At 68.4% G+C, this 25,205-nt stretch carries 17 protein-coding genes; 9 read left to right on the forward strand and 8 right to left on the reverse strand.

The window, feature by feature from the left end; genetic code table 11:
- Positions 1–90: 90 nt before the first annotated feature.
- From LDL21_RS05870 to LDL21_RS05885, 4 genes are all read left to right on the forward strand, one after another.
- Complete coding sequence (locus tag LDL21_RS05870; RefSeq protein ID WP_225279077.1) at positions 91–1,377, forward strand: NAD(P)/FAD-dependent oxidoreductase; 1,287 nt, start codon at positions 91–93, stop codon at positions 1,375–1,377.
- Positions 1,378–1,624: 247 nt separating this feature from the next.
- On the forward strand, positions 1,625–2,443 hold the full coding sequence (locus LDL21_RS05875) for a GNAT family N-acetyltransferase (RefSeq protein WP_067636974.1): 819 nt from the start codon (positions 1,625–1,627) through the stop codon (positions 2,441–2,443).
- 110 nt (positions 2,444–2,553) lie between these two features.
- Positions 2,554–3,393, forward strand: coding sequence for a lysophospholipid acyltransferase family protein (locus tag LDL21_RS05880; protein WP_225279078.1), 840 nt, complete (start codon positions 2,554–2,556; stop codon positions 3,391–3,393).
- 435 nt (positions 3,394–3,828) lie between these two features.
- Positions 3,829–9,876 carry a non-ribosomal peptide synthetase gene (locus LDL21_RS05885; RefSeq protein WP_225279079.1) on the forward strand — a complete coding sequence of 2,016 codons (6,048 nt, stop codon included), beginning with the start codon at positions 3,829–3,831 and terminating at the stop codon, positions 9,874–9,876.
- Positions 9,877–9,913: 37 nt separating this feature from the next.
- Here the strand turns inward: LDL21_RS05885 and LDL21_RS05890 are convergent, their stop codons facing one another.
- The 5 genes from LDL21_RS05890 to LDL21_RS05910 form a co-directional block, all read right to left on the reverse strand.
- Positions 9,914–10,765 (reverse strand): 3-hydroxybutyryl-CoA dehydrogenase, encoded by an 852-nt coding sequence (locus tag LDL21_RS05890; protein WP_225279080.1) that lies wholly within the window; start codon positions 10,763–10,765, stop codon positions 9,914–9,916.
- 90 nt (positions 10,766–10,855) lie between these two features.
- On the reverse strand, positions 10,856–12,349 hold the full coding sequence (locus LDL21_RS05895; RefSeq protein ID WP_225279081.1) for an amino acid permease: 1,494 nt from the start codon (positions 12,347–12,349) through the stop codon (positions 10,856–10,858).
- A 29-nt stretch (positions 12,350–12,378) separates the two neighbouring features.
- The gene (locus tag LDL21_RS05900) at positions 12,379–13,458 is read right to left on the reverse strand and encodes a Glu/Leu/Phe/Val dehydrogenase dimerization domain-containing protein (protein WP_225279082.1); all 1,080 of its coding nucleotides are present in this window, start codon (positions 13,456–13,458) and stop codon (positions 12,379–12,381) included.
- A 117-nt stretch (positions 13,459–13,575) separates the two neighbouring features.
- The gene (locus LDL21_RS05905) at positions 13,576–17,043 is read right to left on the reverse strand and encodes an indolepyruvate ferredoxin oxidoreductase family protein (RefSeq protein ID WP_225279083.1); all 3,468 of its coding nucleotides are present in this window, start codon (positions 17,041–17,043) and stop codon (positions 13,576–13,578) included.
- Positions 17,044–17,200: 157 nt separating this feature from the next.
- Positions 17,201–17,695 (reverse strand): Lrp/AsnC family transcriptional regulator, encoded by a 495-nt coding sequence (locus LDL21_RS05910; protein WP_067493199.1) that lies wholly within the window; start codon positions 17,693–17,695, stop codon positions 17,201–17,203.
- Positions 17,696–17,732: 37 nt separating this feature from the next.
- Here LDL21_RS05910 and LDL21_RS05915 point away from each other — a divergent pair, with 37 nt between their 5' ends.
- On the forward strand, positions 17,733–18,278 hold the full coding sequence (locus tag LDL21_RS05915; protein ID WP_225279084.1) for a DinB family protein: 546 nt from the start codon (positions 17,733–17,735) through the stop codon (positions 18,276–18,278).
- Here the strand turns inward: LDL21_RS05915 and LDL21_RS05920 are convergent.
- Complete coding sequence (locus LDL21_RS05920) at positions 18,224–18,658, reverse strand: VOC family protein (protein ID WP_225279085.1); 435 nt, start codon at positions 18,656–18,658, stop codon at positions 18,224–18,226. The two genes, LDL21_RS05915 and LDL21_RS05920, sit on opposite strands and share 55 nt — an antisense overlap.
- Positions 18,659–19,243: 585 nt before the next feature.
- On the opposite strand from LDL21_RS05920, the gene LDL21_RS05925 reads away from it, so the two are divergent.
- Positions 19,244–20,017, forward strand: a complete 774-nt coding sequence (locus LDL21_RS05925; protein ID WP_181698496.1) for a DUF5984 family protein — start codon at positions 19,244–19,246, stop codon at positions 20,015–20,017.
- Positions 20,018–20,571: 554 nt separating this feature from the next.
- The gene (locus LDL21_RS05930) at positions 20,572–20,781 is read left to right on the forward strand and encodes an SDR family oxidoreductase (protein ID WP_372462140.1); all 210 of its coding nucleotides are present in this window, start codon (positions 20,572–20,574) and stop codon (positions 20,779–20,781) included.
- A gap of 3 nt (positions 20,782–20,784) precedes the next feature.
- Here the strand turns inward: LDL21_RS05930 and LDL21_RS05935 are convergent, their stop codons facing one another.
- Positions 20,785–21,618, reverse strand: coding sequence for an SDR family oxidoreductase (locus tag LDL21_RS05935; RefSeq protein WP_225279086.1), 834 nt, complete (start codon positions 21,616–21,618; stop codon positions 20,785–20,787).
- Positions 21,619–21,756: 138 nt separating this feature from the next.
- On the opposite strand from LDL21_RS05935, the gene LDL21_RS05940 reads away from it, so the two are divergent.
- Entirely contained in the window at positions 21,757–23,004 is a 1,248-nt protein-coding gene (locus LDL21_RS05940) for a sensor histidine kinase (protein ID WP_225279249.1), read from the forward strand.
- Positions 22,992–23,636, forward strand: coding sequence for a response regulator (locus LDL21_RS05945; RefSeq protein ID WP_225279087.1), 645 nt, complete (start codon positions 22,992–22,994; stop codon positions 23,634–23,636). The genes LDL21_RS05940 and LDL21_RS05945 overlap by 13 nt, the downstream gene beginning before the upstream one ends.
- 43 nt (positions 23,637–23,679) lie before the next feature.
- On the opposite strand, the gene LDL21_RS05950 is transcribed toward LDL21_RS05945, so the two are convergent.
- On the reverse strand, positions 23,680–25,185 hold the full coding sequence (locus LDL21_RS05950; protein WP_225279088.1) for an alpha/beta fold hydrolase: 1,506 nt from the start codon (positions 25,183–25,185) through the stop codon (positions 23,680–23,682).
- Between the last annotated feature and the right edge of the window lie 20 nt (positions 25,186–25,205).

Genomic DNA, 25,205 nt, shown 5'->3' on the forward strand with positions numbered 1-25,205 from the left:
TTATGCGCCCACGCGGGGGAAACGTTTGCGTTCCGCATCGCGTTTACTCATAGGAAAGGATTCATTACCGATCTTGGAGAGCGCGCGATCATGGAACACACCGATGTCGTCATCGTCGGCTCGGGCTTCGGCGGACTTGCCGCAGCCAAGCAGCTGGCCAAGTCGCGAATCAACTTCGTGTTGATCTCGAGCACCCCGGAGCACCTGTTCCAGCCGCTGCTGTACCAGGTGGCGACCGGCGTACTCGACTCCGACGAGATCGCCCCGCCGATCAAGAACGTACTGCGCCGCCACCCCGAGGCCGACGTCCGCCTGGGCAAGGTCACCGGCATCGACGCCGACGCCGCCGTGCTCACCTACGAGACCGCTGAGGGCACCCGCCAGATCCGCTACGGCTCCCTGATCGCGGCCACCGGCGCCAGCCAGAGCTACTTCGGCCGCGACGACTTCGCCGACAAGACCTTCTCGCTCAAGACCATCGACGACGCCGAACGGCTGCGCGACCAGATCGCCACCGTCTTCGCCAAGGCCGAGCACGCCGACGAGGCGACCAAGCGCAAGCTGCTCAGCTTCGTGGTGGTCGGTGCGGGCGCGACCGGCGTCGAGGTGGCGGGCCAGATCAAGGAACTCGCGAAAAGGCACTTCCACCAGAAGGTTTCGGTCACCCTGGTGGAGGGCGCCGACGCGGTGCTCCCGCCGTTCGGCGGCGGCCTCTCGGAGTACGCCAAGCGTTCGCTCGAGGATAGCGGCGTGCAGGTGCTGCTCGGCACCTTCGTCACCGACATCGCCGAGGGCAAGGTGACCGTCCGTGACAAGGAGGGCATCGAGCGCGGTATCGCCGCCGAGACCGTCGTGTGGTCGGCGGGTGTGCAGGCCGGCGGCTTCGCGACGCTGCTGGCCGAGGCCACCGGCGCCGAGACCGACCGTGCGGGCCGCATCCTGATCAACCCCGACCTGACCGTCGGTGGGCACGCCGACATCTACGCCATCGGCGACATGACCTCGCTCAACGGCTACCCCGGCCAGTCGCCGGTGGCCATGCAGGAGGGTCGTCACGCCGCCGACATCATTCGGGGCAAGAAGGACGCGGGCACCCCCTTCGTCTACTGGGACAAGGGCAGCATGGCGGTGATCAGCCGGTTCAGCGCCGTGGTGAAGCTCAACGAGCGCATCACCTTCCGCGGCACCATCGCCTGGGCGATGTGGCTGGCCGTGCACCTGATGTATCTGGTCGGCTTCCGCAACCGCTTCGCCGCGGTGGCGTCCTGGCTGGTCGCCTTCGCCGGTACGGCCCGCCCCGGTTTCGCCGAGGCCGAGGTGCGTGAGCTCCCCGCGCCCGCCTCCGGTGAGGACAAGAAGGATCGCGTCGCGGCCTGATCCGACCGCCGAACGGCCCGCCGGGAAACCGGCGGGCCGTTCGCGTTCCGCAAGCCACGTACTGCGTGCCCGCATTCCGGATCTCACGCGAAATCCACCGTGTTCGGCCAGAAACCCGCAGGTGGGCGAACGATGGGCAGCGGGTCGGTGAACGCCCGGTGTGACGGGTGTCTCGTTCACCGAACGGGCATCGACACGACACTGACGCGTCGCCCCGATGCCAAGTCGGGCTGGCTTCATCAAGTGCATGACAATTTCGTCCGTGTTGACCGCGCCGGCGCCGGACTCCGGGGTGGGGAAGTCTCGCTACTCGCTCGTCGTCGCCTCCGACGCCGAGCATCGGGAAGCCGCGCAGCGCCTGCGCTTCCAGGTCTTCGCCGCCGAACCCGGTTTCCAGATGCCCGACAACGGTACAGGTCTGGACGCCGACCGGTTCGACGAGCACTGCGACCACCTGCTCGTGCGTGACGAGTTCACCGAACAGTTCGTCGGCTGCTACCGGATGTTGCCGCCGGACAAGGTGATCGCGGCGGGCGGGTACTACACCGCCACCGAATTCGATCTCACCCGCCTCGATCCCGAGGGCCACCGCATCGTGGAGATGGGCCGGGCGTGCGTGGTGCCCGACCACCGCAACGGCTCGGTGCTCACCCTCATGTGGGCGGGCATCCTGCACTACATCCAGCTCACCGGTTACGACTGGGTGATGGGCTGTGTGTCGGTGCCGATGCAGGACAGCCCACAGGACCCCGCCGGGGTGAACGTGCGCGGCGTGCGCGACATGCTGCTGGGCCGCCACTCCTGCGACCCGGAACGCTATGTGGAGCCCTACAACCCGGTCGTCGTCGACGGATTGTCCCTCGACCAGCTGACCCCGCCGAGCCGCCCGAAGCTACCGCCGCTGTTACGCGGCTACCTGCGCCTGGGTGCCGAGATCTGCGGCGAACCGGCGCACGACCCCGATTTCGCGGTCGCCGACTTCGTCGCGCTGCTCGGTATGGAAACCATCAACACCCGGTACCTGGAGCGGCTGCAGAGCGCGGCCGCCAATTTCGACGGGAAGTAACCGCCATGGTGTTCGACGCGCCGCCTGCCCCCCACTCGCACTCGTGGATGCCGTCGAGCCCCTGTGGTTCCGGCTGTATCGAACCGATCGACGAGGTCGGTACCGCCAGAATGCTGACCAGATTGGCCGGGGTGGCCGGGCTGGTGCTCGGTTTCCCGGTCCTCACGATCGCCACCCCGAAGGCGCGCCGCGAGGACATGCAACGCCGGTACGCCCGAGCGGCGTTGCGTTGCTTGGGGATGCGGCTGCGCGTCATCGACAACCGCGGAGCCGACGCCTCGGCGGCCGGGTTCGCCGATCCGGGCACGCCGATGATGGTGGTGGCCGGGCACATCGGCTGGGCCGACGTGGTCGCGCTGGCCGCTGTCCAGCCGGTGAGTTTCGTGGCACGTGCCGACATGGTCGAGTGGCCGCTGCTCGGCAAGCTGGCCCAGCTCACCCGCGTGATCCCGATCGAGCGCGCCCGGTTGCGCGAATTGCCGGGTGTGGTCGGGCAAGTCGCGCAACGGCTGAGTGCGGGCAACCGGATCGTGGTGTTCCCCGAGGGCACCACGTGGTGCGGCCGGGCCTACGGTTCGCTGCGCCCGGCCATGTTCCAGGCCGCCGTCGACACCGCCACCCCCGTGCAGCCGGTGCGGTTGCGCTACCTCGACCGCGACGGAATGCCGTGCACTGTCCCGGGTTTCGTCGGTGACGACACCTTCGCCGACTCGGCGAAGCGGGTGCTGCGCAGTAAAGGCATGACCGTCGAGATCGTGCTGGAACCGCGTGAGCACGCCGGTACCGACCGGCGTGATCTGGCGCGCCGGTGTGAGCGCGCCATTCGCGGCGCCGACCGCTCGCGCCACGGTGTGCTCGACACGGAATGGATCGAATCGGGCAATACGCGCGTGCAGGATCCCTCGGTGACACAGCAGGAGCCGGTGTCCACCGGAGCTACTGCCTGGTAACCCTCCCGGTCTTGTTCCGGTAGCGGAGGTCGCGATCGCGGCCTCCGCTACCGGTATTCGTCCTGCCGCCGAGTAGGTGCTGCCCGCAAATGTGAAAAGGGCGCTACCGCAGCGTGCGCGTGCCATGCTGCCCTGACCGCCGCGTGACCTGCGCAGCTGACCGAAGAGTCCCCTTTACCCACTTCGCCGTGAAGTGAAACCTGTGAATTGGCTATGCCATGAACTAAATGAGATATTTGCGGTACCGTCACGCAGGATTTTCCCGATACGCCGGGTGTAGACGTCGCCCGGCGGCGTGCGAGCAGTGCGAACGCATGGGTTGATCCATGGTGAAGGGAAGCGTTTCCGGTGACCGAGCAAGTTTCTGGCGTTCGTCGACCCCGCCCCGTTCGACGTGGACGAGTATCGACGTCCACCACCCTGCCCCGGCTGCTCATGGCAGCTGTCGAGCGTGCCCCCGAGGCCACCGCGCTGCGGTTCGCCGGGCGCTCGCTCACCTACACCGAGCTGGACCAGTGGTCCTCCCGGCTGGCCCGTCTACTCATCGCCCGTGGGCTCGGCCCCGGCGACCGCATCGTCCTCGCGCTGACCCGCTCGATCGAATCGGTGGTCGCGGTGTGGGCGGCGGCCAAGTGTGGCGTCACCTTCGTGCCGGTCGACCCGCGCTACCCGGCCGAACGCGTCGCCCACATGCTCGGCGACTCCGGCGCAGGCTTCGGCCTTGCCATGGCCGCCGATGCCGCCCGGCTCGACACCGGAATCCGCTGGCTCACCATCGACTCCACGGCCTACCAGGCCGAACTCGCCGCCGCGTCGGACGAACCCGTGTGCGCGGGGGAGCGCACCGCCAAGCTGCGTCCCGACGAGCTGGCCTACATCATCTACACCTCCGGTTCCACCGGCGTGCCCAAGGGTGTCTCGGTCACCCACACCGGTCTCGCCGGTCTGTGCGCCGAGCAGATTCGTCGTTTCGGCATCGATACCGATTCGCGCACAGTGCATTTCGCCTCGCCCAGCTTCGATGCGAGCATGCTCGAGCTGCTGCTCGCGGTGGGTGCGAGCGCCACGATGGTCATCGCGCCGCCGGATGTGTACGGCGGCGACGAACTCACCGAACTGCTACGTACCGAACGGGTGACCCACGCCTTCATCACGCCCGCCGCGCTGGCGGGCCTCGATGCGACCGTGCTGCCCGAGCTGCGTGCGCTCGCCGTCGGCGGTGAGGCGTACCCGCCGGAGCTGATCGCGCAGTGGGCGCCGGGTCGCTCCTTCTTCAACGTCTACGGCCCGACCGAAACCACCATCGTGTGCGCCATGAGCGACCGGCTCGACCCGGGCGATGTGGTGACGATCGGCGACACCATCCCCGGCATGAAAGCGGTGGTCCTCGACGCCCGGCTGCACCCCGTGCCCGATCGCGTCCCCGGCGAGCTGTACCTGGCGGGTGCCGGGCTGGCCCGCTGCTACCACGACCGCGCCGGGCTCACCGCGAGCCGCTTCGTCGCCGACCCGGTGACCGGCGACAGGCTGTACCGCACCGGTGACCTGGTGCAATGGGTGCCGGTGCCCGGGGGGATGGGCCTGAAGTTCCTCGGCCGCACCGACGCGCAGGTGAAGCTGCGGGGTTTCCGCATCGAACTGGGTGAGATCGACGCCGTGCTCTCGGCCGACGACTCGGTGCACTTCGCCGCCACGCTGATCAGGACGCTGCCCAGCGGGGTCGACGCCCTCGTCGCCTATGTGGTGCCCGCGCCCGGCGCGACCGTCGATCCGGCGGCACTGACCAGGCTCGCCGAGCAGCGGTTGCCGCAGCACGCGGTGCCGTCGGCCGTCGTGGTGCTCGACGAACTGCCACTGACTCCGGTCGGCAAACTCGACCACCGCGCCCTGCCCGACCCCGAACTGACCACACGCGAATTCGCCGAGCCGCGAACCGACGCCGAACGCACCGTCGCCGAGGTCTTCGCCGAGCTGCTCGGTGTCGACCGGGTCGGCCGCGACGACGACTTCTTCGCCCTCGGCGGCAACTCCCTGCTCGCCACCCGCCTGGCCGGGCGCCTGGGCGCGCTCACCGGCGTCAGGGTGCCCGCGCGCACCGTGTTCGAGCACGCGAGCGTCGCCGCGTTGGCGACCGCGCTGGCCGGTCTGGTTGCCGAGACCCGCGTGCCGTTGACCCGCCGCGAACGCGGTGCGCGGATTCCGCTGTCGCTGGCCCAGCAGCGCATGTGGTTCATGGCCCGCCTCGACGCCGACGCGAGCACCTACAACATTCCGGTCGCGCTTCGCCTGTCCGGTCCGCTCGACACCGCCGCCCTCACCGCCGCCCTCGACGATGTGCTCGAACGGCACGAGGTGCTGCGCACCGTGTACCCCGAACACGACGGCCAGGGCTACCAGCAGGTCCTCCCGGTGGCTGCGGCCGGTCTCGAGGTGGCGGTGACTGCGATCGAGGAGCCCGACCTGCGCGGCGAGCTCGCCAGGCTCACCTTTGGCGGGTTCGACGTGTGCGCGCGGGTTCCCGTGCGCGCCACTGTCTTCCAGCTCTCGGCGACCGAGCATGTCCTCGCCGTGGTGGTACACCACATCGCCACGGACGGTTTCTCCCTCGGCCCGCTCACCCGCGACCTGATGGCGGCCTATATCGCCCGCACCGAGGGGCACGCCCCCGCCTGGTCGCCGCTGCCGGTGCAGTACGCCGACTACACCCTGTGGCAGCACGAACTGCTCGGCGCCGCAGACGATCCCGCCTCGTTGCTGGCCCGCCAGCTCGACTTCTGGCGCACCGCGCTGGCGGGCGCGCCCGCCCTGCTCGAGCTGCCGACCGACCGTCCGCGCCCACCGGTCGCGAGCACCAGGGGAGCCGCGCACCACTTCGCCCTCGACGCGGGCCTGCATCGGGCGCTGGAAGCCCTTGCCCGCGAACACAATGCCTCGCTGTTCATGGTGGTGCGCACGGCGCTGGCGGTACTGCTGGCCCGAATGGCGGGCACCGACGACGTCACCCTCGGCGCCCCGGTCGCCGGTCGTGGTGAGCCCGAACTCGACGATCTTGTCGGCATGTTCGTCAACACCGTCGTGCTGCGCACCCGGATCGCGGCGGGGGAACCCTTCGCCGCCCTGCTCGACCGGGTCCGGGAGAGCGACCTCGCGGCCTTCGGGCACGCCGACGTGCCGTTCGAACGTCTTGTCGCCGAACTGGATCCGCCGCGCACCCAGGCGCATCATCCGCTGTACCAGGTGGCGTTGTCGTTCCAGAACTTCGGCGCCGCGCGCCTGGAACTGCCCGAGTTGAGTGTGGCGGCAGTCGATCTGGGCGACGAGGTGGCCCCGGTCGACCTTCAGCTGACGGTGGTTCCCCAGGAGGACGTGGACGGCCCCGCCGGGTTGCGGTGTTCCTGGCGTTACGCCACCGCGCTGTTCGACGAGTCGACCATGGCAGCACTCGGCGCCCGCCTCGGCACGCTGCTCGCGGCAGCTGTCGCACACCCGGACCGCGCCGTGGGTGATCTGCCCTTGCTCACCGAGTTCGAGCGGACCGAACCGGCCGGTGAGCTGCGGCTGGTTCCCGACACGACGCTGCTGGACGAGTTCCGCACGCAGGCGTCGCGCAGGCCGGAGGCGCCCGCGGTGACCTTCGCCGACCGCACCTTGACCTACCGGGAGCTCGCGAGCCGGGTCAACCGGCTGGCCCGGTTGCTCGTGGCCACCGGCGTCGGGCCGGGCAGCACCGTCGGGGTGGCGATCCGGCCGTCGCTCGATCTGGTGGTGGCCATGTACGCGGTCTTCGCGGCGGGCGGGGCGTATGTGCCGATCGACCCGGAGTCGCCCGCTGAACGCCGCGCCGACATCCTGGCCGCCGCGCACCCGGTCTGCGTGCTCACTACGGTCGCCGACACCGTCGAGGTCGATGCCCTGCCCGTGATCTCGCTCGATCTGGTCGCGAATTCCGGCGCGCTGAACGCCTTCTCGGACGGCTGGCTCACCGACGCCGACCGGCTGCGTCCGCTGCGGACCCTCGACCTGGCCTACGTGATCTTCACCTCGGGCTCCACCGGCAAACCCAAGGGTGTCGGGGTACCGCATTCGGCGATCATGAACCAGGCCGCGTTCATGGTCGGTGAGTACGCGGTCGGCGCCGACGATGTTGTGCTGCAGTCGATTCCGTTCACCTTCGACGCTTCGATGATCGGTTTCGCGACCCCGCTGCGCGCCGGGGCGCACCTGGTCGTCGCCGCCGCGCACGGACTCACCGACCCCGCCTACCTGGCGGATATCATCGCGCGCCACGGTGTCACCGGCACGACCATCGTGCCGTCGGTGCTGCAGATGCTCCTCGATGCCGCGCCCGCGGGCGCACTGCGGTCGCTGCGTGCGGTCTGGGTGGGCGGTGAGGCGCTGCCGAACGCGACCATCGCCCGTTTCGCGGCCCTCACCTCCGGCCGGTTGCACAACCTGTACGGGCCGACCGAGGCGACCGTGTCGATCACCGCCGCCGACGTCACCGAGGTGGGTGACGGCATCGTCCCGATCGGGTTGCCGCACTGGAATTCTCGCGCCTATGTGCTCGACGCCCGGCTGCGGCCGGTGCCCCTCGGCACGCCCGGAGAGCTGTACCTGGCCGGTGCGCAGCTGGCACGCGGATACCTGGGGAGCCCCGGTCGCACGATGGAGCGGTTCGTCGCCGACCCCTACGGTCCCGTCGGCGAACGCATGTACCGCACCGGTGACCTGGTGCGACGCCTGCCCACCGGCGAACTGACCTACCTCGGCCGCACCGACGTACAGCTCAAACTGCACGGCCTGCGCATCGAACCCGGCGAGATCGAGGCGGCACTGCGCGCGCATCCGTCGGTGGCCGGTGCGGCGGTGACGGTGCACCACGAACAGCTCGTCGGTTACGTCACGCCGTCCGGTGTCGATGTCGCCGAGGTGCTGGCCACCGCGCGAACCCTGTTGCCGCCGTACATGATCCCGCACCGGGTGCTCGCGCTCGACGAGTTCCCGCTCGGCGCGACCGGCAAGCTCGATCGCAAGGCGCTGCCCGCCCCCGCCCGCGAGATCCGCGAATACCAGGCGCCGGTCACCGACGACGAACGAGTCGTCGCCGAGGTGTTCGCGAGCGTGCTCGAGCTGGAGCGGGTGGGCCGCGACGACGACTTCTTCGTCCTCGGCGGCACCTCGCTGTCGGCGATCCGGGTGCGCGCGAGCTTGGCCGAACGGCTCGGCATCGAGGTCGCGTTGCGACTGCTGTTCAGCTATCCGCTGGTCAGCGACCTGGCGCTGGCCCTGCGCGACGAGAAGGCGGCCTCCTCTACCGGCCCCGACCCGGCGCTCGACCGGGTGCTCGATCCGTCGATCACGCTCGACGGGTGCGCCCCACCGCGCTCGGGCGAACCGGCGAACATCCTGCTCACCGGTGCCACCGGGTTCCTCGGCAGCTTCCTGCTGCGCGAACTGCTCGAGCACACCACCGCGACCGTTCACTGCCTGGTGCGCGCCGCCGACGCCGACACAGCACTCGACCGGGTGGTCGCCACGGCGGCCGGTTACGGCATCGAGGTGGACCGGTCCCGATTGGCCGGTGTCCCAGGCGATCTCGCCCGGCCGCAGCTCGGCATCGACCCACGCCGCTTCGCCGAACTGGCCGACCGAATCGACGTGATCTACCACAACGGCGCCCTGGTGAATCATCTCGAGCCGTACGGGCGGATGCGCGAGGCCAATGTCGGTGGCACCACCGAGGTACTGCGCCTGGCCACCACCACCCGCCTCAAAGCGGTGCACTACGTGTCGACGACGTCGGTGCTCGCGGGCATTCCGCAGGCCGACGGCGTGCCCGCCGGACTTCCGGGATACGCGCTCACCAAGTGGGTCGCCGAACAGCTGATGCACACGGCGGCCGAGCGCGGTGTGCCGATCGCGGTCTACCGGCCCGGCCTCATCACCGGTGATTCCCGCACCGGCGTCGCACCGGCCGAGGACGCCTGGTGGACGATGCTTCGCTCGATGCTCGTGCTCGGCACGGCCGTCGACGTGCGCTCGGTCGCGATCGGGATGGCACCGGTCGACTACGTCGCGGCGGGCATCGTGCGGCGGTCACGTGACGATTCGGCGCTGGGCCGGGTATTCCGGGCGGCGGGTCCGGAGGTGCCGCTCGGCATCGTCTACGACGAGATCGTGCGTCGCGGTTACCGTTTCGACTTCATCGATCCGATGGAGTTCGGGCAGATCCTCACCACGGCCGCCGAACAGCCGGGGGTCGACCCGATCCTGGCGCGCGCGTCGGCGCTGAGCGGCAACTATGTGGCGGCGGTCGCGGCGGCGGGGGCGAGTTCGGTGCTCGGGGCGGTCGAGTCGAGCAGCGTCGAGTCGGCCGAAACTCTGCCCATCGATATTCCGGCGGTCGACGCGGCCGTCATCGCCCGCTATTTCGACCACTACATCGAGACCGGGTTCTTCCCGGCCCCGGCGGGCGTCGCCTGAGACGGTCCCGCGCCCGGGCGGGCGCGGGACCGGGTTCTCACTTGGCGTAGTCGTAGAAACCGCGACCGGTCTTGCGGCCGAGGCGGCCTGCGTCGACCATGCGGCGCAGCAGGGCAGGCGGGGCGTAGTGCGGCTCGGCGAACTCGGCGTACAGCGACTGGGCTGCGGCGAGTGCGATGTCGAGGCCGACGGTGTCGAGCAGCGTCAGCGGGCCCATCGGGTAACCGCAGCCGCCCTTCATCGCGGTGTCGATGTCCTCGGCGGTGGCGTAACCCGACTCGAGCATCCGGATCGCGGAGCACAGGTACGGGATGAGCAGCGCGTTGACGATGAATCCGGAACGGTCACCGGCCTGCACGGTGAGCTTGCCGAGGGTGTTCTTGGCGTAATCGGTGACGGCCTCGGCTGCTTCCGGTGCTGTGACCAGGGTGGAGATGATCTCGACCAGCGGCATCACCGGCACCGGGTTGAAGAAGTGCACGCCGACCACACGCTCGGGGCGCTCGGTGGCACCGGCCACCTTGATCACCGGGATCGAGGAGGTGTTGGTGGCCAGGATGCCCTCGGGCTTGACGATCTTGTCCAGCTTGCCGAAGATTTCGTACTTCAGCGACTCGATCTCGGGGGCGGCCTCGATCACCAGGTCGCGATCGGCGAACTCGTCCATGTCCAGCGTAACCCGCACGCGGGCGATGGCCGCGTCGGCGTCTTCCTGGGAGATCTTGCCGCGCGCCACACCCTTGCCGATGGAAGTGGCGATGCGCTGCTGCGCGGCATCGGCGAACTCCTGCTTGGTCTCGAGCACGAGCACCGAGCTGCCCGCCTTGGCACACACCTCGGCGATACCCGCACCCATCGTGCCGCCACCGATTACACCGATCAACTCCACTGCAGAACTCCCAACGTCGCGTTTCCCTGGCTGTCGCGTCGATTATTTCATCCGTACTGGCACTCAGTGCCACAGGCGTCGGAACGTGGCCTATCCCACTGGCGTCAGTTCCGGCGTGTCCGGATCCGGCCGTCGGCGACCGAGCACGGAATGTCTGCGGCCGTAGGCGAAATAGACGACGACACCGAGTGCCATCCAGATGACGAACCGCAGCCAGGTCTCGATGGACAGGTTGACCATCAGCCACAGGCAGGCCAGCGCGCCGAGAACGGGAACGACCGGGACGAACGGCACGCGGAACCCGCGCGGCAGGTCGGGGCGGGTGCGGCGCAGCACCAGCACACCCACCGCCACCAGCACGAAGGCGACCAGCGTGCCGATATTGACCATTTCCTCGAGTGTGCCGAAGTCGACGAAACCTGCCAGCAGGGCGCAGACCACGCCGACGATGACGGTCAACCGGACGGGTGTTCCCTTCTTGCCGGTCTGTGCGAGGCTGCGGGGGAGCAGTCCGTCGCGAGCCATGGCGAACAGCACGCGGGTCTGCCCGAGGAACATCACCATGACCACCGTCGACAACCCGGCCAGGGCGCCGATGGCGATGATGTTCTTCACCCAGGTGGCGCCGTGGATGGCGAAAGCTGTTGCGAGGGTCGCATTCCCGTCGGCGAGTTGGGTGTAGGAGACCATGCCGGTGAGGATCAGCGACACCGCGATGTAGAGCACGGTCACGATGGCCAGCGAACCCAGGATGCCGCGCGGGATGTCGCGCTGCGGGTTGCGGGTCTCCTCGGCGGTGGTGGCGACGACATCGAAGCCGATGAAGGCGAAGAACACCAGGCTGGCGGCGGCGAGCAGGCCGTACCAGCCGTAGCTGGTGCCGCCGGACCCGGTGACGAAGGCGAACAGCGACTGCCGCAGCCCCTCGGCCTTCTCCGACGGCTCGGCCGGCGGAATGTAGGGCGACAGGTTCGACGGCTTGAAGTAGGTCGCGCCGACCACCAGCACCAGCGCGATCACGCCGAGCTTGATGGCGACGGCGATGGCCGAGACCCGCGACGACAGCTTCGTCCCGGTCGCCAGCAGCACGCCGACCACCGCGATGATCACCACCGCACCCCAGTCGAAACTCACCGACCCGATGTGCACCACCGGCGCCGACGACCCGAGCACCTCACCGAGATATTGCGACCAGCCCTTGGCGACCACGGAGACCGCGAGCGCGAATTCCAGGATCAGATCCCAGCCGATGATCCAGGCGATCACCTCACCGAAGGTCGCGTAGGCGAAGGTGTACGCGCTGCCCGCCACCGGAACGGTCGAGGCGAACTCGGCGTAGCAGAGGGCGGTGAGCCCGCACGCGATCGCCGCGAAGACGAACGCGAGCGAGACCGCGGGCCCGGCCACCGTGCCCGCGGTGCGTGCGGTGAGGGTGAAGATGCCCGCACCGATCACCACCGCGACACCGAAGATCGTGAGGTCCTTCGCCGTCAGATCTTTGCGCAGCTTGGCATCGGGATCGTCGGTGTCCCGGATCGATTGCTCGACAGATTTCGTGCGGAACAACCCGCTCGTGATCGCCACTGTGTCTCCTCCTCGAAACTCGGGCGCGCTCAGAGCGAGCGGGGGATGGCGTCGAGACGGCGTTCGGCGAACCGATTGGCAGCGGCACCGGTGGCGATACCGTCGGCTTTCGCCGCGGCGATGATCTCGCGGCAGCGCGGGAAGATGTCGGTGACCTCGGCTTCCACCTCGGCGGGTGGGGCGGCGCGCAATTCGCCTGCCACCTGGATGAGTCCGCCGCTGTTGGCGACGAAGTCGGGGACCCAGGTGATACCGCGTTCGGTGAGTGTCTGCTCCACATCGGGGGTGGCGAGCTGGTTGTTGGCCGCGCCGCAGACGAGTTTGGCCTCGATCGTCGCGGCGGTCGACGCGGTGAGGGTGGCGCCGAGCGCGCAGGGGGCGTATACGTCGACCGGTGCGGTCGAGACCGTGGACAGCAGCCGGACCTCGGGGTGCTCAGAGGCGATGCGGCGCAGCGCCGCTTCGTTCACATCCGTCACGCACACCTCGGCGCCGTCGGCGAGCAGCAAGGCGGTGAGCTCGCGGCCGACCTTGCCGACGCCTTCCACGCCGACGGTGCGTCCAGCCAGTGTCGGTGCGCCCCACACGGATTCGGCGCCCGCGCGCATGGCCTGGAACACGCCGAGCGCGGTGAGCCGGGCGCTGTCACCGCTGCCACCGGCGGCGACGCTGCGGCCGGTGACGTAGCGGGTGTGCCTGCCGATGATGTCCAGGTCGTCGGTGGTGGTGCCCACGTCGCCCGCGGTGATGTAGCGGCCGCCGAGGGTGTCGACGAAGCGCGCGTAGGCGGCGAGCAGTTCCTCGCTCTTCATCGTCGCCGGGTCACCGATGATGACGGCCTTGCCGCCGCCGAGGTCGACACCAGCGGCGGCGGCCTTGTAGGTCATGCCCCAGGACAGTCGCAGCACGTCCTGCAACGCCGCGGATTCGTCGGCGTAGGGGTAGAAGCGGGTGCCGCCGAGGGCGGGGCCGAGCGCTGTCGAGTGGATGGCGATGATCGCCTTCAGCCCGGACCTGTCGTCCTCGCAGAACACCACCTGTTCGTGGGCGCGGGCACTCAACTCGTGCGATCGTCCGAAAACTCCTGCTTCGGGGTGTGCGACGGTCACTGTCGATCCTTTCCGGTTGCGTCCACCACGGGTCGTGTCCGGGTGGTTCGTTCGTGCCGCGGGTCTGCGGCCTGATGTTGTGCTGTTGGGCGCCGATGGATTCGGCGCCGTGATCACTCAGAAGTCGATGCCGAGATCGCGCAGCCCGGCGCGGTACAGCTCGACATTGGCGAGTTTGATGTCCTCGTAGCCGCGCACGACGTCGGCGAGAGCAGCTGCCGCGGTGGCTGTCTCGTAGTTCTCCTCGGTCAGTTCGGCGGCGAGCCGCGTCACCATGGCGGTGTAGTGGGCCAGCAGTTCGCGTTCGACCTTGCGCACGTGGGCGTAACCGAAGGGGTCGAGCTTCGTGCCGCGCAGGAACTTGCCCATGGCGAGGGCCTTCAGCGCCACATGGGATTTCGGTGCGAGACCGATCTTCTTCTTCCGGCCCATGGCGCGCAGGACGGGCGGGTGCAGCTTGTAGGTGAGTTTCTCGCCACCCGGCACCTGGGCCTGTACCTCGGCGAGGAACGCCGGGTCGACCAGCAGCCGCGCTACTTCGTACTCGTCCTTGTAGGCGGTGAACTTGTACAGCCCACGTGCCACCGCCTCGCTGAACTCGGTGCGCTCGGTAACGGAACGTTCTGCCGCCCAGACGCTTTCGACCGTGTCGATGTAGCGTCGTGCCACCGTCGTGTTCTGGTAGCCGATCAGCTCACCGGCACGCCGTTCCACGATCCGCCGCACCTCACCCTCGAAGCCGGTGTGCGCCAGCAGTTCCGCCGGTACGGTCGGCGGCACCCGCCGCGGCTGCCCCTCGTCGACAGCCGCAGCGAAGGCCGCCGGATCCGCGACGGCGACACGGCCCCAGCGGAATGCGGCCAGGGTGGCCGACACGGCGACCCCGTTGATCCCGATCGCTTCCTCGATCGCCGCCACCGGCAACCGCAACCCGCCCGCCTGCACCGCAGCGCCGACGATGAGGAAATTGGCGGCCGCGGTATTGCCGAACAGGGTTTCCGCGGCCGCGAGTGCGTCGAAGTGGTCGATCGAATGCGTCACCGCCGCAAGGCGATCCAGCAGTGCGCCGGTCTCGGGGTAGGACGTCGACTTGTCGTACACCATGTCGCCGGTCGGTGTCTTACTCGTCGACGCCACGGCCACCGTGCTCGCCGCATTGCCGTAGCGCAGGTATCGGGGATCGGTGGCGGTCAGCAGGTCGACGGCGAGCAGGCAGTCCGCGCTACCCGGGGTGAGCCGGTTCGCCGGTTCCAGCTCCGAACCCGAGAACCGCAGGTGCGACACGACGGGCCCGGCCTTCTGGCTCAGTCCGATCTGATCGAGCGTCTCCACCTCGTACCCGGCGCGCAGGGCGGCGGTGGCCAGCACCTGGTTCACCGTGACGATGCCGGTGCCGCCGATGCCGGCGATCAGCACGTTCTGGGTGCGTTGCGGCACGCCAGGCGCCGGATCCGGAACGGCGGGCGGCTCCAGGGTTTCGCGGCCGGCACGCTTGTCCGGTGACACCTCGACCGTCACGAACGACGGGCAGTCGCCGTCCAGGCAGCTGTAGTCGGTATTGCAGGAGGTCTGATCGATGCGGGTCTTGCGCCCGAACTCGGTGTCGACGGGCTGCACGGACAGGCAGTTCGACTTGGTGCCGCAATCACCGCAGCCCTCGCAGACGGCCTCGTTGATCACCACGCGGGTGTTGCGCACCGGCAGTGTGCCGCGTTTGCGCTGCCTGCGGGCGTCCGCGGCGCAGTGCTGGTCGTAGATCAGCACGGTGACGCCCTCGATCTCGCGCAGCATCCGCTGGGCTTCGTCGAGCCGGTCGCGATGCCACAGCAGCGTCCCCTCGGCCAGCGCCCGCTTGCTGTGCCGCTTCGGCTCGTCGGCACAGACGATGATCTGCTTCACGCCCTCCACGGTGAGTTTGTGGGTGAGCTGCGCGACGGTGAGCATGCCGCCCACCTCCTGCGCTCCGGTCATCGCGACGACCTCGTTGTAGAGCAGCTTGTAGGTGATGTTCACGCCCGCCGCCACGCACGCCTGCACGGCCAGCTGCCCGGAGTGGAAGAACGTTCCGTCGCCGATGTTCTGGAACAGATGCGGCACATCGGTGAACGGCGCCTGCCCGATCCACTGACTGCCCTCGCCACCCATCTGCGTCAGTCCGGTGACGGCGCTGTCGGCGCGGCCCGACATGGTGACCAGCGTGTGACAGCCGATGCCGCCGCCGCCGATCGAGCCCTCCGGCAGGGCGGTTGACCGGTTGTGCGGGCAGCCGCTGCAGAAGTACGGCGTGCGCTTGGTGCTGAGCACCTCCAGCGGAAGCGCGGGCGGCGCAGCCCTTTTCAGCTCGACGCGCTCGCGCAGCACCCGGCGCAGCGGGGCGAGCAGCCGTCCGGCGTCGAGTTCACCGTCGACCGGCATCAGCCGGGCACCGCGCTGGTCGTGCTTGCCGAGGATGCGTGGCGTGTGCTCGGTGCCGTAGAGGATCTCGCGGATCTGGGTCTCGACGAAGGCGGTCTTGTCCTCGACCACGATCAGTTCCTCGAGCCCGCGGGCGAACTCGGCGACCTTCGCCGGGCCGATCGGATAGGGCATCCCGATGCGCAGCAACCGGATTCCGGCCCGGTGCATCGCGGCCTCGTCGACGCCGAGCTCGAGCAGTGCTTGGCGCACGGCGTCGAATGTTGTTCCGGTGGCGGCGATGCCGACCTTCGCCTCCGGCGGGTCGACCTCGATGCTGTCGATGGCATTGGCCGCGCCGTAGGCGTGCACCATCGCCCAGCGCGGGCCGTACAGGTCCGCCTCGGCGAGCAGACTGTCGGTCGGGGCGGCCATCGGACGCTGCCGATACGTGAAAGGCCTTCCCTCCCACTGCACCTCGGGCACCGTCACGGCGAGGTCGGCCACGTCGGCGTCGACCGTCCACGCGCCGTCGGCGACATCGGCGACGATCTTCAACGCCACCACACACCCCGAGGCCCGCGACAGCGCGATGCCCTGCATGCCGAGGGTGATGATCTCCTCGGCATTGCGCGGGAACAACACCGGCACACCCATCGCGGCCAGCGAACGTTCGCTCACGGCGGGCACGGTCGACGACTTCGACGACGGATCGTCACCCACCAGCAGCAACACCCCGCCGCGCGGATTCACCCCGTACATGTTGGCGTGGCGGATGGCGTCGGTCGCCCGGTCCACACCGGGACCCTTGCCGTACCAGACCCCCACCACGCCGTCGTGGGTCGGGCGTCCGGCGGGCAGGTCGGCCTGGCTGCCCCACACCGAGGTGGCGGCAAGTTCCTCGTTGAGCCCCGGGACGAAGGTGATGTCGTGTTCGGTGAGCACCTCCGGCATGCCCAGCAGCATCTTGTCGACGCCACCCAGCGGGCTGCCCTGGTACCCCGAGACGAAGGTCGCGACCCGGCGCCCGGCGCGGATGTCACGCACATGCTGTTCCACCAGCAGCCGGGCGATGGCCTGGACGCCGGTGAGCAGGACCGGGCCCGCGCCGGACCGATACCGGTCGGCCAGATCGTAGGACCCGGCCGGTTCGGCCAGCGGTCGGGCGTTGGAACAGACGACGCTGGTCATGAACACCTCACTGCACGAAGGAAAACTGCTACCCGTGCTGCGAAATGTGCCGTGAAGGGGTGAACTGTGTCAACAGTCACACAAAAAGTTGATCAGACTGCTCAAAAGTGATCTAGGACACTGATGCGGATGAGTCAATCTGCTCGAGCCGAGAGACCTAGCTCACATCGTCGTCGGATCGACGTGCGGTCAGATCCTCGACCAGCGGCAGGCTCCGATACCCGATCGGTGTAGCCAGCGCGAGCATCGTCTCGGTATGGTTGACCCCATCGATGGCGTGCACCCGCTGAATGATCTCCAGCAGATCCTGCTGTGAGCGCGCGGCCACCCGGACCAGCAGATCGGCGCGACCGGTCGTCGCGTGCACCTCGAGCACATGCGGGAAGTCGCGCAACCGCTCGATGATCGGGTCCATCTTGTTCTGATCGAGCTCGATTCCGAGAAACGCGTGCACCGCGAACCCGATCGCCGCCACATCGATATCCGGCGGATACCCCCGCACCGCCCCCGAGGACTCGAGCCGCTTCATCCGCGCCTGCACCGTGTTCCGCGCGATCCCGAGCCGCTGCGCCAGCTCGAGAATCGGCGCCCGGGGATCCCGCGCCAGCTCGGCGAGCAACGCGGCGTCGACAGCATCGAACTTGATGGCCATCCGCGCATTCTGGCACAACGGAAATGGAGTGAAAGAGATGAAGACCGAACGAATTACCAGTGGTGGGGAGCGGATGCTTCTCGAGAATATGCTCGACCGCAACCGCGAAGTGCTCATCGATACCGCGCGCGGGTTGTCGGAAACCGACGCGCGCAGACGTCTCGTCCCATCGCTCACCACACCGATCTCGCTCCTCAAACACGCCGCGGGTGCGGAACGGATTTGGTTTCAGCGGTTCTGGGCCGGGCTCGCGGAATCGGAATGCGACGGATACTCGCGCCGCGACGAAGGTACGTTCGCCGTGTCCGATGACGAATCGCTGGCCGATGTCATCGCCGAGTTCGAACGCGCGAGTCGCCGCTCCCGCGAAATCGCCGCCCGCTTCGACCTCGACGACACCCTCGACATCCCCGGCGAGGGGAAGGTCAGCATGCGCTGGACACTGCTCGCCATGATCGAGGAGTTCGCCAGACACGCAGGTCACGGCGATATTCTGCGCGAGCAGATCCAGCGGAACTCAGCGCACGCCTACCCCAATTCTTCGGCCAGCCCGATCAGCAACCCCTCGGGGCCGCGCACGTAGCAGAGCCGATAGACATCTTCGTACCGCACCACCTCGTCGACCACCCGCGCGTCGTGCTTGCGCAAGCGTTCGAGTGTGTCGTCGAGGTCGTCCACCTGGAACATGACCCGCAGATACCCCAGCGCGTTCACCGGAGCCGTGCGGTGATCGGCGACCACCTCGGGCTCGAGAAACCGCGAGAGTTCGAGCCGACTGTGCCCATCCGGCGTGCGCATCATGGCGATCTCGACCCGCTGGTCCCCGAGCCCGGTCACCCGCCCGGCCCACTCGCCCGCCACCACGGCCCGCCCCTCGAGCTCCAAACCGAGCTCCTGGAAGAAGTCGATCGCCACCCCGAGATCCTCGACGACGATCCCGACATTGCTCATGGTGACTGTCATGCGGTTCATCGTAGGGGGCATCGCCGCACCGAATCCGCGATCGCGCGGTGCATTCCATCGTCACCATGAGTTAAGCCACGCTGTCCACCGAAGCACGGGTCAGACGGAGCGCCGAGATGAAGGAATTCTTGTGGTCTCGGCGTGCCAGGGAGACCCTTGAGGATACCGGTTTGGCCGTGGGCGACACTCGGATCCGACGCACTCCTGGCTTGCGTCGCGAAAAGGTCGCGGTGCTCGCCGGGGTGAGATATTGCGATGTCACCTCTCCCTACAGCAGCCCCATGATTCGGCGCGGCACGAGCGCGGATCGTGGTTGATCGGTTAGGCGGTGGTGGAACCGCCACCACCGGTCCGCGGACCCGGGACACGGGGTTCGGCGCGGACGGGCTTCCCCAGATCGCTCTTGGACCACATTGCTACAACCAGACCGGTAGAAGCATCCTGAAATGCCGATTACATCGCGTCGTGTTTGACCTCCACGCAGTGCAAGTGGTCGATGAACGCCCAGTACGTCCGCAGGGCGATCTACCCGCCGACCCACGAATGTGGTCGACAGCGCGCGGGGTGATCAGTTGAATCGGGGGCATGATGCGTGTTCGGTTCGAGCTGGCGCCCCTCGAGAAGGTTGTTCCGTGGGGGGAGCATCGCCGTCTGCATTGGTTCGGGCTCACCCAGGGGTGGTACTGCCTGGAGGTTGGTGGTGTCGAGCTGCTGAGATATGCCGAGCGGACCACGAACATGATCGGCGATGGCGGCGCTGCCGTAACGTCGTGGGTGGACTATTACGTGGTGCGGCTGTGGGAGGACCTGCTCGCCGTTCTGCCCTCGGCCCTCGAGCCGGTGCCGGATGATTTGGCGAAGTTCTTCGCCGCTGGCGCCGAGGAGTGGGTCGACGCCGGCGATCCGGATCTCCTCGACAATCCAGCGGTCGAGGCCGCCTCCGAGGCGTACAGCCTGCGATGGACTGACACCTCGTATCTGCGATTCGGGCCCGCGTTTCGGTGGTGGCGCACCCTCGGCCCCGAGGACACGGTCACTGTGGCGTGGCAGTTCACACCCGATCCCGATGGTGAGATCACGTTCTCCGCGCCGCTGTCGGGCCTGAGGACGGTCAGCACGGAGGAATTCGTGTCTGCTGTAATCGATTTCGACCACCGATTACTGCAAGCCATGCAGGAGCGTGTGGACCACCTGGCTGTGGCCGGTGTCGTCCCGGGGATCGAGCTCGATATCCCTGCGCTGATTCGGGAACAGGTGCAGCGCCGGACGTGGTTGCCGCAGGCGCTGGTCCGGCAGGACGAAACCGACTGGGCCGCCGTACGTGCAGGCGCGGCGATCCTGGCTCCGCATCTGGCGTGAACGCACGGAAATGCCGCTGATCGCGCAGGCTGCTCCGGGCCTTGGGAGCGCAGAGTCGGCCCAACTCACCGGGGTGAGATGTCGGTTACCCACTCCTGCCTTGAGGGAATCGAGGCATCTAGGACGTGGCGTTCGACGCCGACACGTCAGCGTTCGAACAACTCGTTGAGTTGCATGATCGCGGTGAACCGGTCCTGTCAGAGGCAGCCTCGCGAGGGACTTGGTGTAGGTAGCCGCCCTCCCGGGCGGTTTTGTGCTCTTTCCACGCGGCGGCACGGATTTTCGCGAAGTCCCCGTAGAGATTCCCCACCGATGGTGCGGTGCCGCAGCCGAACTCGATGCGGGCCAACGGGTGCTGACCGTTCGCGCCGACGTGGCGAACCCGACGACCTCGATGCCCTGATGCACTCCACCCAGCGCTGGCGTGGCCACCTCGACGCCGTCCGGGATATTCAAACCCGCCTCGGAACTCACCGAGGCCGACGTCGACCAGTCTGTCGACATCAACTTCAAAGGCGTGTTCTTCACGGTTCCGCGGTCGTCCTCAACGCCTCGTGGACGCTGTACCGCGGCCTACCGGCGACGCCACCACCGACCCCGAGGCCGACGCACGCAACGCCGCACAGGTACCGCTGGGCGCCGTCGGTCACGGCGCGGAAGTCGCTGCGGCGGTGGCTTTTCTGGCTTCCGACGACGCCTCCTACATCACCGGGCAGGACCTCGTCATCGACGGCGGACTCGTCGGTTCGTTCCCCAACCGGTGACCATCACCGGAAGGAGTCGATGTTCTCCTCGGCCCACTGCTCGAAGGTCCTGGCCGTCGACCCCGTCACCCGCGTGACGGTGTCACGCACCCGCAGCAGCGCGTCGTTGACATCGCCACCCGTTACATCCAGGACGGCATCGGCGGCGTCCTCCCCGAAGACCGCGACCATCCTTGCCCGGGCTTGCTCGCGGGTGATCTCGGTGACCTCGACGTCGCGGTGCAGCAGCCCGGCGATGGTCGTCACCTGCTGACGCGCGCTCACCGGTGCGGGGCCGGTGAGCGCATACCGTTGCCCTCGGTGCCCGGGTTCGGTCAGCGCGATCCGGACCACCGAGGCGATATCGGCGGGATGAATCGTGGGGAGCCCGACGTCGGCGTAGGGCAGCTGGACGGGCTGCCCCGCCTGGATGGTCGGCGCCCACATGAGCGCATTGGACGCGAACTGCGTCGGCCGCAGAATCGTCCAATCCATTCCACTGGCCTCGAGAATCTTCTCCACCGACGCCTTGTCGACTGCGGGACCGAGGTGAGGGTGGGTCTCCACGGTGATCGACGACACCAGAACCACATGCTCGACACCGGCTCGACGGGCGCGATCGATGATCTCGGCGTCCGGCCCGATCCCCGGCACGAGGAACATCGATCGCACCCCCTCCAGCGCCGTCGCCACCGAGGAGGGGTCGGCCAGGTCGCCCTCGACCGCCTCGATCCCCGCCGGGAAGGCAGCGCCGGCGAGATCACGGGTGAGTGCCCTGATCGGCTCGGAGCTGAACGCCCGCAACTCTTTCAGCAACGGGCCGCCGATATTTCCGGTGGCCCCGGTAACCAGAATCATGAGCATGTCCTCTCGCGTGGTGATCGACGAACGCCACGCTAAGACCTCAACTCGACTTGGGGTCAAGGGTTCGGAGTCGGTGCCGACGGCGCACCGGCCGGACACGGTCGCGTCCCGTTCTGACAGCATGGCGAGGTGATGAAGGCCCTGCGCTCGGCGCGAGACAAAGCACGGCGGTTGCCGGGCGCTGTCTGGTACCTGGCGGTCGGTGGCGTCACCGCTCTGCTCGCGCTGTTCGCGGTGGTCGGCCTGCTGATCGTCGGCGCTTTCTGTCTGATCGGGGTCGGCATACCGGCACTGCCCGAGGCTGTTCGGCTGGTCCGGCCGTTGGTGTCGTTCGATCGCCGCCGGGCGGCACGGTACCTCGGTGAGCCTGCGGTGCAGGCCTATCAGCCGTTCACCGGTGGACTGCGGCAGCGGGTCGCGACGGTGTTCACCGATCCGGCGAACCGCCGAGACTTCGGCTGGTTGGCAGCCCACGCGCTGACCGGCCTCTACCTCGCGGTATTCGCTCTCGCGCTCCCGCTCAGCACCCTCATTCAGTTGACGATCCCCGCATTCTGGCAGCTGATGCCGCCGGGGGAGGAGTTCGCCAGTTTCGGCTTCACGGTCGACTCCTGGCCGAGGGCGATTCTGAGCTTCGTTCTCGCAGTACCGGTGGCCCTGGTGACCCTGCAACTTCCGGTCGCCGCGCGCTGGCAGGCGATGGCCACCCGTGCCCTGCTGAAACCACCGGAGGGCGCCCTGCTGGCCGACCGGGTCGCGGCCCTCACCGCCACCCGGGCGGCCGCGCTCGACGCGCACGGCGCCGAGCTGCGCCGCATCGAGCGCGACCTGCACGACGGGGCGCAGGCCCGGCTCGCGGCGGTGATCATGCAGCTCGGGCTGGCCGACCAGCTGCGCGACCAGGACCCGGAAACCGCCCGCGAGCTCGTGCGCAAGGCGCAGGACACCGCGACGGCCGCGCTGGCCGAGCTGCGCGATGTGGTGCGCAACGTATACCCGCCGGTGCTCACCGATCGTGGCCTGGCCAGTGCGGTCGCAGCCGTGGCCGCCCGCAACCCGATCCCCTGTGCGCTCGAGCTCCACGAGGTGGGCAGGCGACCCGCCGCGGTGGAGGCGGCGGCGTACTTCGTCATCACCGAGGCACTCACCAACGCCACCAAGCATTCCGGCGCCTCGGGCATCTCGCTGGTGCTGGGCGGTGCTCCCGAGCTGTTGACGATCGAGATCCGCGACGACGGCGTGGGCGGCGCCGTAGAGACCTACGACGGCGGGCTGGCCGGAATCCGGCGCAGGGCCGAGGCACTCGACGGCCGGATGGCGCTGACCAGTCCACCAGGTGGCCCTACTGTAGTGCGGGTGGAGTTGCCGTGCGGGTCATGATCGCCGAGGACAATGCCCTGCTGCGCGAGGGCTTGGTGCTGCTGCTGAGCACGGCGGGTATCGAGGTGATCGCCGCCGTGGACAACGCCGACGACTTCCTCACGGCGGTGGCCGCAGATCGCCCGGACGCGGTCGTCGTCGATGTGCGCCTGCCGCCCACATTCACCGACGACGGCTTACGCGCGGCCGTCAGCGCACGCAAACTGCACCCCGGACTGCCCGTGCTGGTGCTGTCGTCCTGGGTGGAGGACAGCTACGCCGCGGAACTGCTCGGCGACGGGATGGGTGGTGTCGGCTATCTGCTCAAGGAGCGCGTCGGCAAGGTCGATCGCTTCCTCGATTCGCTGCGCCGGGTCGCGGCGGGTGGCACCGCGATGGACCCCGAGGTGATCTCGCAGCTGCTGGTGCGGCGCAAAGCCGACGACCCGATGGCCACACTGACCGCCCGCGAGCGCGAGGTGCTCGCGCTGATGGCGGAGGGCCACAACAACGCGACCATCGCCGAGCGGTTGGTGGTCAGCGAAGGCGCTGTGCATAAACACATTCGGAGCATTTTCGCGAAGCTCGGGCTGTCTGCCGAAGACGTCGGCCATCGTCGGGTACTCGCCGTGCTCGCCTACTTGAACGCGTGAAGCCCTGAACCCGTGCAGGGTTCAGGGCTTCGCCCGATTCCGGTCAGTCGGCTCGACAGGTCATGTCGTCGGCGGGCAGTGTGCCGTCGCGGAAGTAGGTGTTCACGGCCGAGTACACGCAGGAGTTCTGGTAGCGCCCGAAGATCCAGTGGATCGGCACGTCCTGGAGGGTGACCATGCGCGAAGCGCTCAGATCTTCGTGCAGGGCGACCGCTCCGTCGTAGGTGGTCCGGGTGTCACCGGTGGATTGCACGATCAGGGCAGGCACCGAGTTGCGCACCACCGTCGTCGGTTCGACCGGCGGTGCCCAGAACGCGCACGGGGTGATGTTGTTGGTGAACCCGGCGAAGAGCGGCTGGGCGGCGCGGGCGGCCTCGATATTGCGCCGGTAGAACTCGGGATCGCGCGGCGTGGCCACGTCACCGCACATGATCGCCATCTGCGACGAATTGTCTTTCGGCCGTGCCTTCAAGGCGAATCCGAGGGTGGAATCCAACGTCTCGTCGGGCTGGGCCGGTTTGCCCGCGGCGGCATCGGCGATGGTCCGGATCTGTCGGGCCACCATCTCGTACTGGTCGGGGCTGTCCAGTCCGACGAACAACACCACCGGCAGCCAGTGTTCGTCGATCTCGTACTCACCCAACCGGATCGGCGTGACGGCGGCCCGTCCGATCAACTCTTGAACGGCCTCGCGAACCTGGGCGCGGCTGGTACCGAAGTGGTATTCCGCGTCGCGTGCCGCGACCCACTCCGCCCACAGGTCGAACGCAGCCTCGTTGAGCGGACCCATGGCCTGCATCATGCCGACCGGCCCGTACTCGTCCGGGTCGGCCGCGCTGTCGAGCACCATCCGGTCGCTGCGGTCGGGGTACATCTGCATGTACACCGCACCGAGGTAGGTGCCGTACGAGGTGCCGAAGTAGCTGATCTTCTCCGCGCCGAGAAGGCCGCGGATGACGTCCATGTCCCGTGCGGTGTTGCGGGTGGTGATGTGGGGCAGCCGCGCCCCTTCGGTGGCGGCACAGCGGGCGGCCAAATCACTCTGCGTCGCAACTGATTCCGCGAAGCCGGCCGCGTCGAGGCCCGCCGAATGCAACCCGAAGCCGACCGGCCACTTGCAGTCGACGGCCGACGAGCGACCGACACCACGAGGGTCCATCCCGATGAGGTCATAGCGAGCCCGCACCTCGGGCGTCATCGCCTTGCCGACATCGACCATGAAGTCCAGACCTTCACCACCGGGACCGCCCGAATTCGACAGCATGACGCCGCGCTGCGGGTCGGTACCGGCGATCCGGGAGATCGCCACCGTCAGAGTCGGCCCCTGCGGGTCGGCGTAATCCACCGGCACGGTGACGTCGGCGCACTGTGCCCCCGCCTCGTCCAGTTTCGGAACCCCGCAGTCTTTCCACTCCAGATGCTGACCGGTGAACCGGGCAGGCACCGCGGTGTGGGACTCCGCCTCGGCATCGGGACCGGCACATCCGATCAGGGCGGCACAGGCCATCAGGCCGGTCAGGGCGAGAGGCAGCCCTTTGGCGCGTTTCACTGTTTCTCCTCGAAAGTTGT

Origin of the sequence: Nocardia rosealba (assembly GCF_020216065.1) — a bacterium.
In the GTDB taxonomy this organism is placed as follows: Bacteria; Actinomycetota; Actinomycetes; order Mycobacteriales; family Mycobacteriaceae; genus Nocardia; species Nocardia rosealba.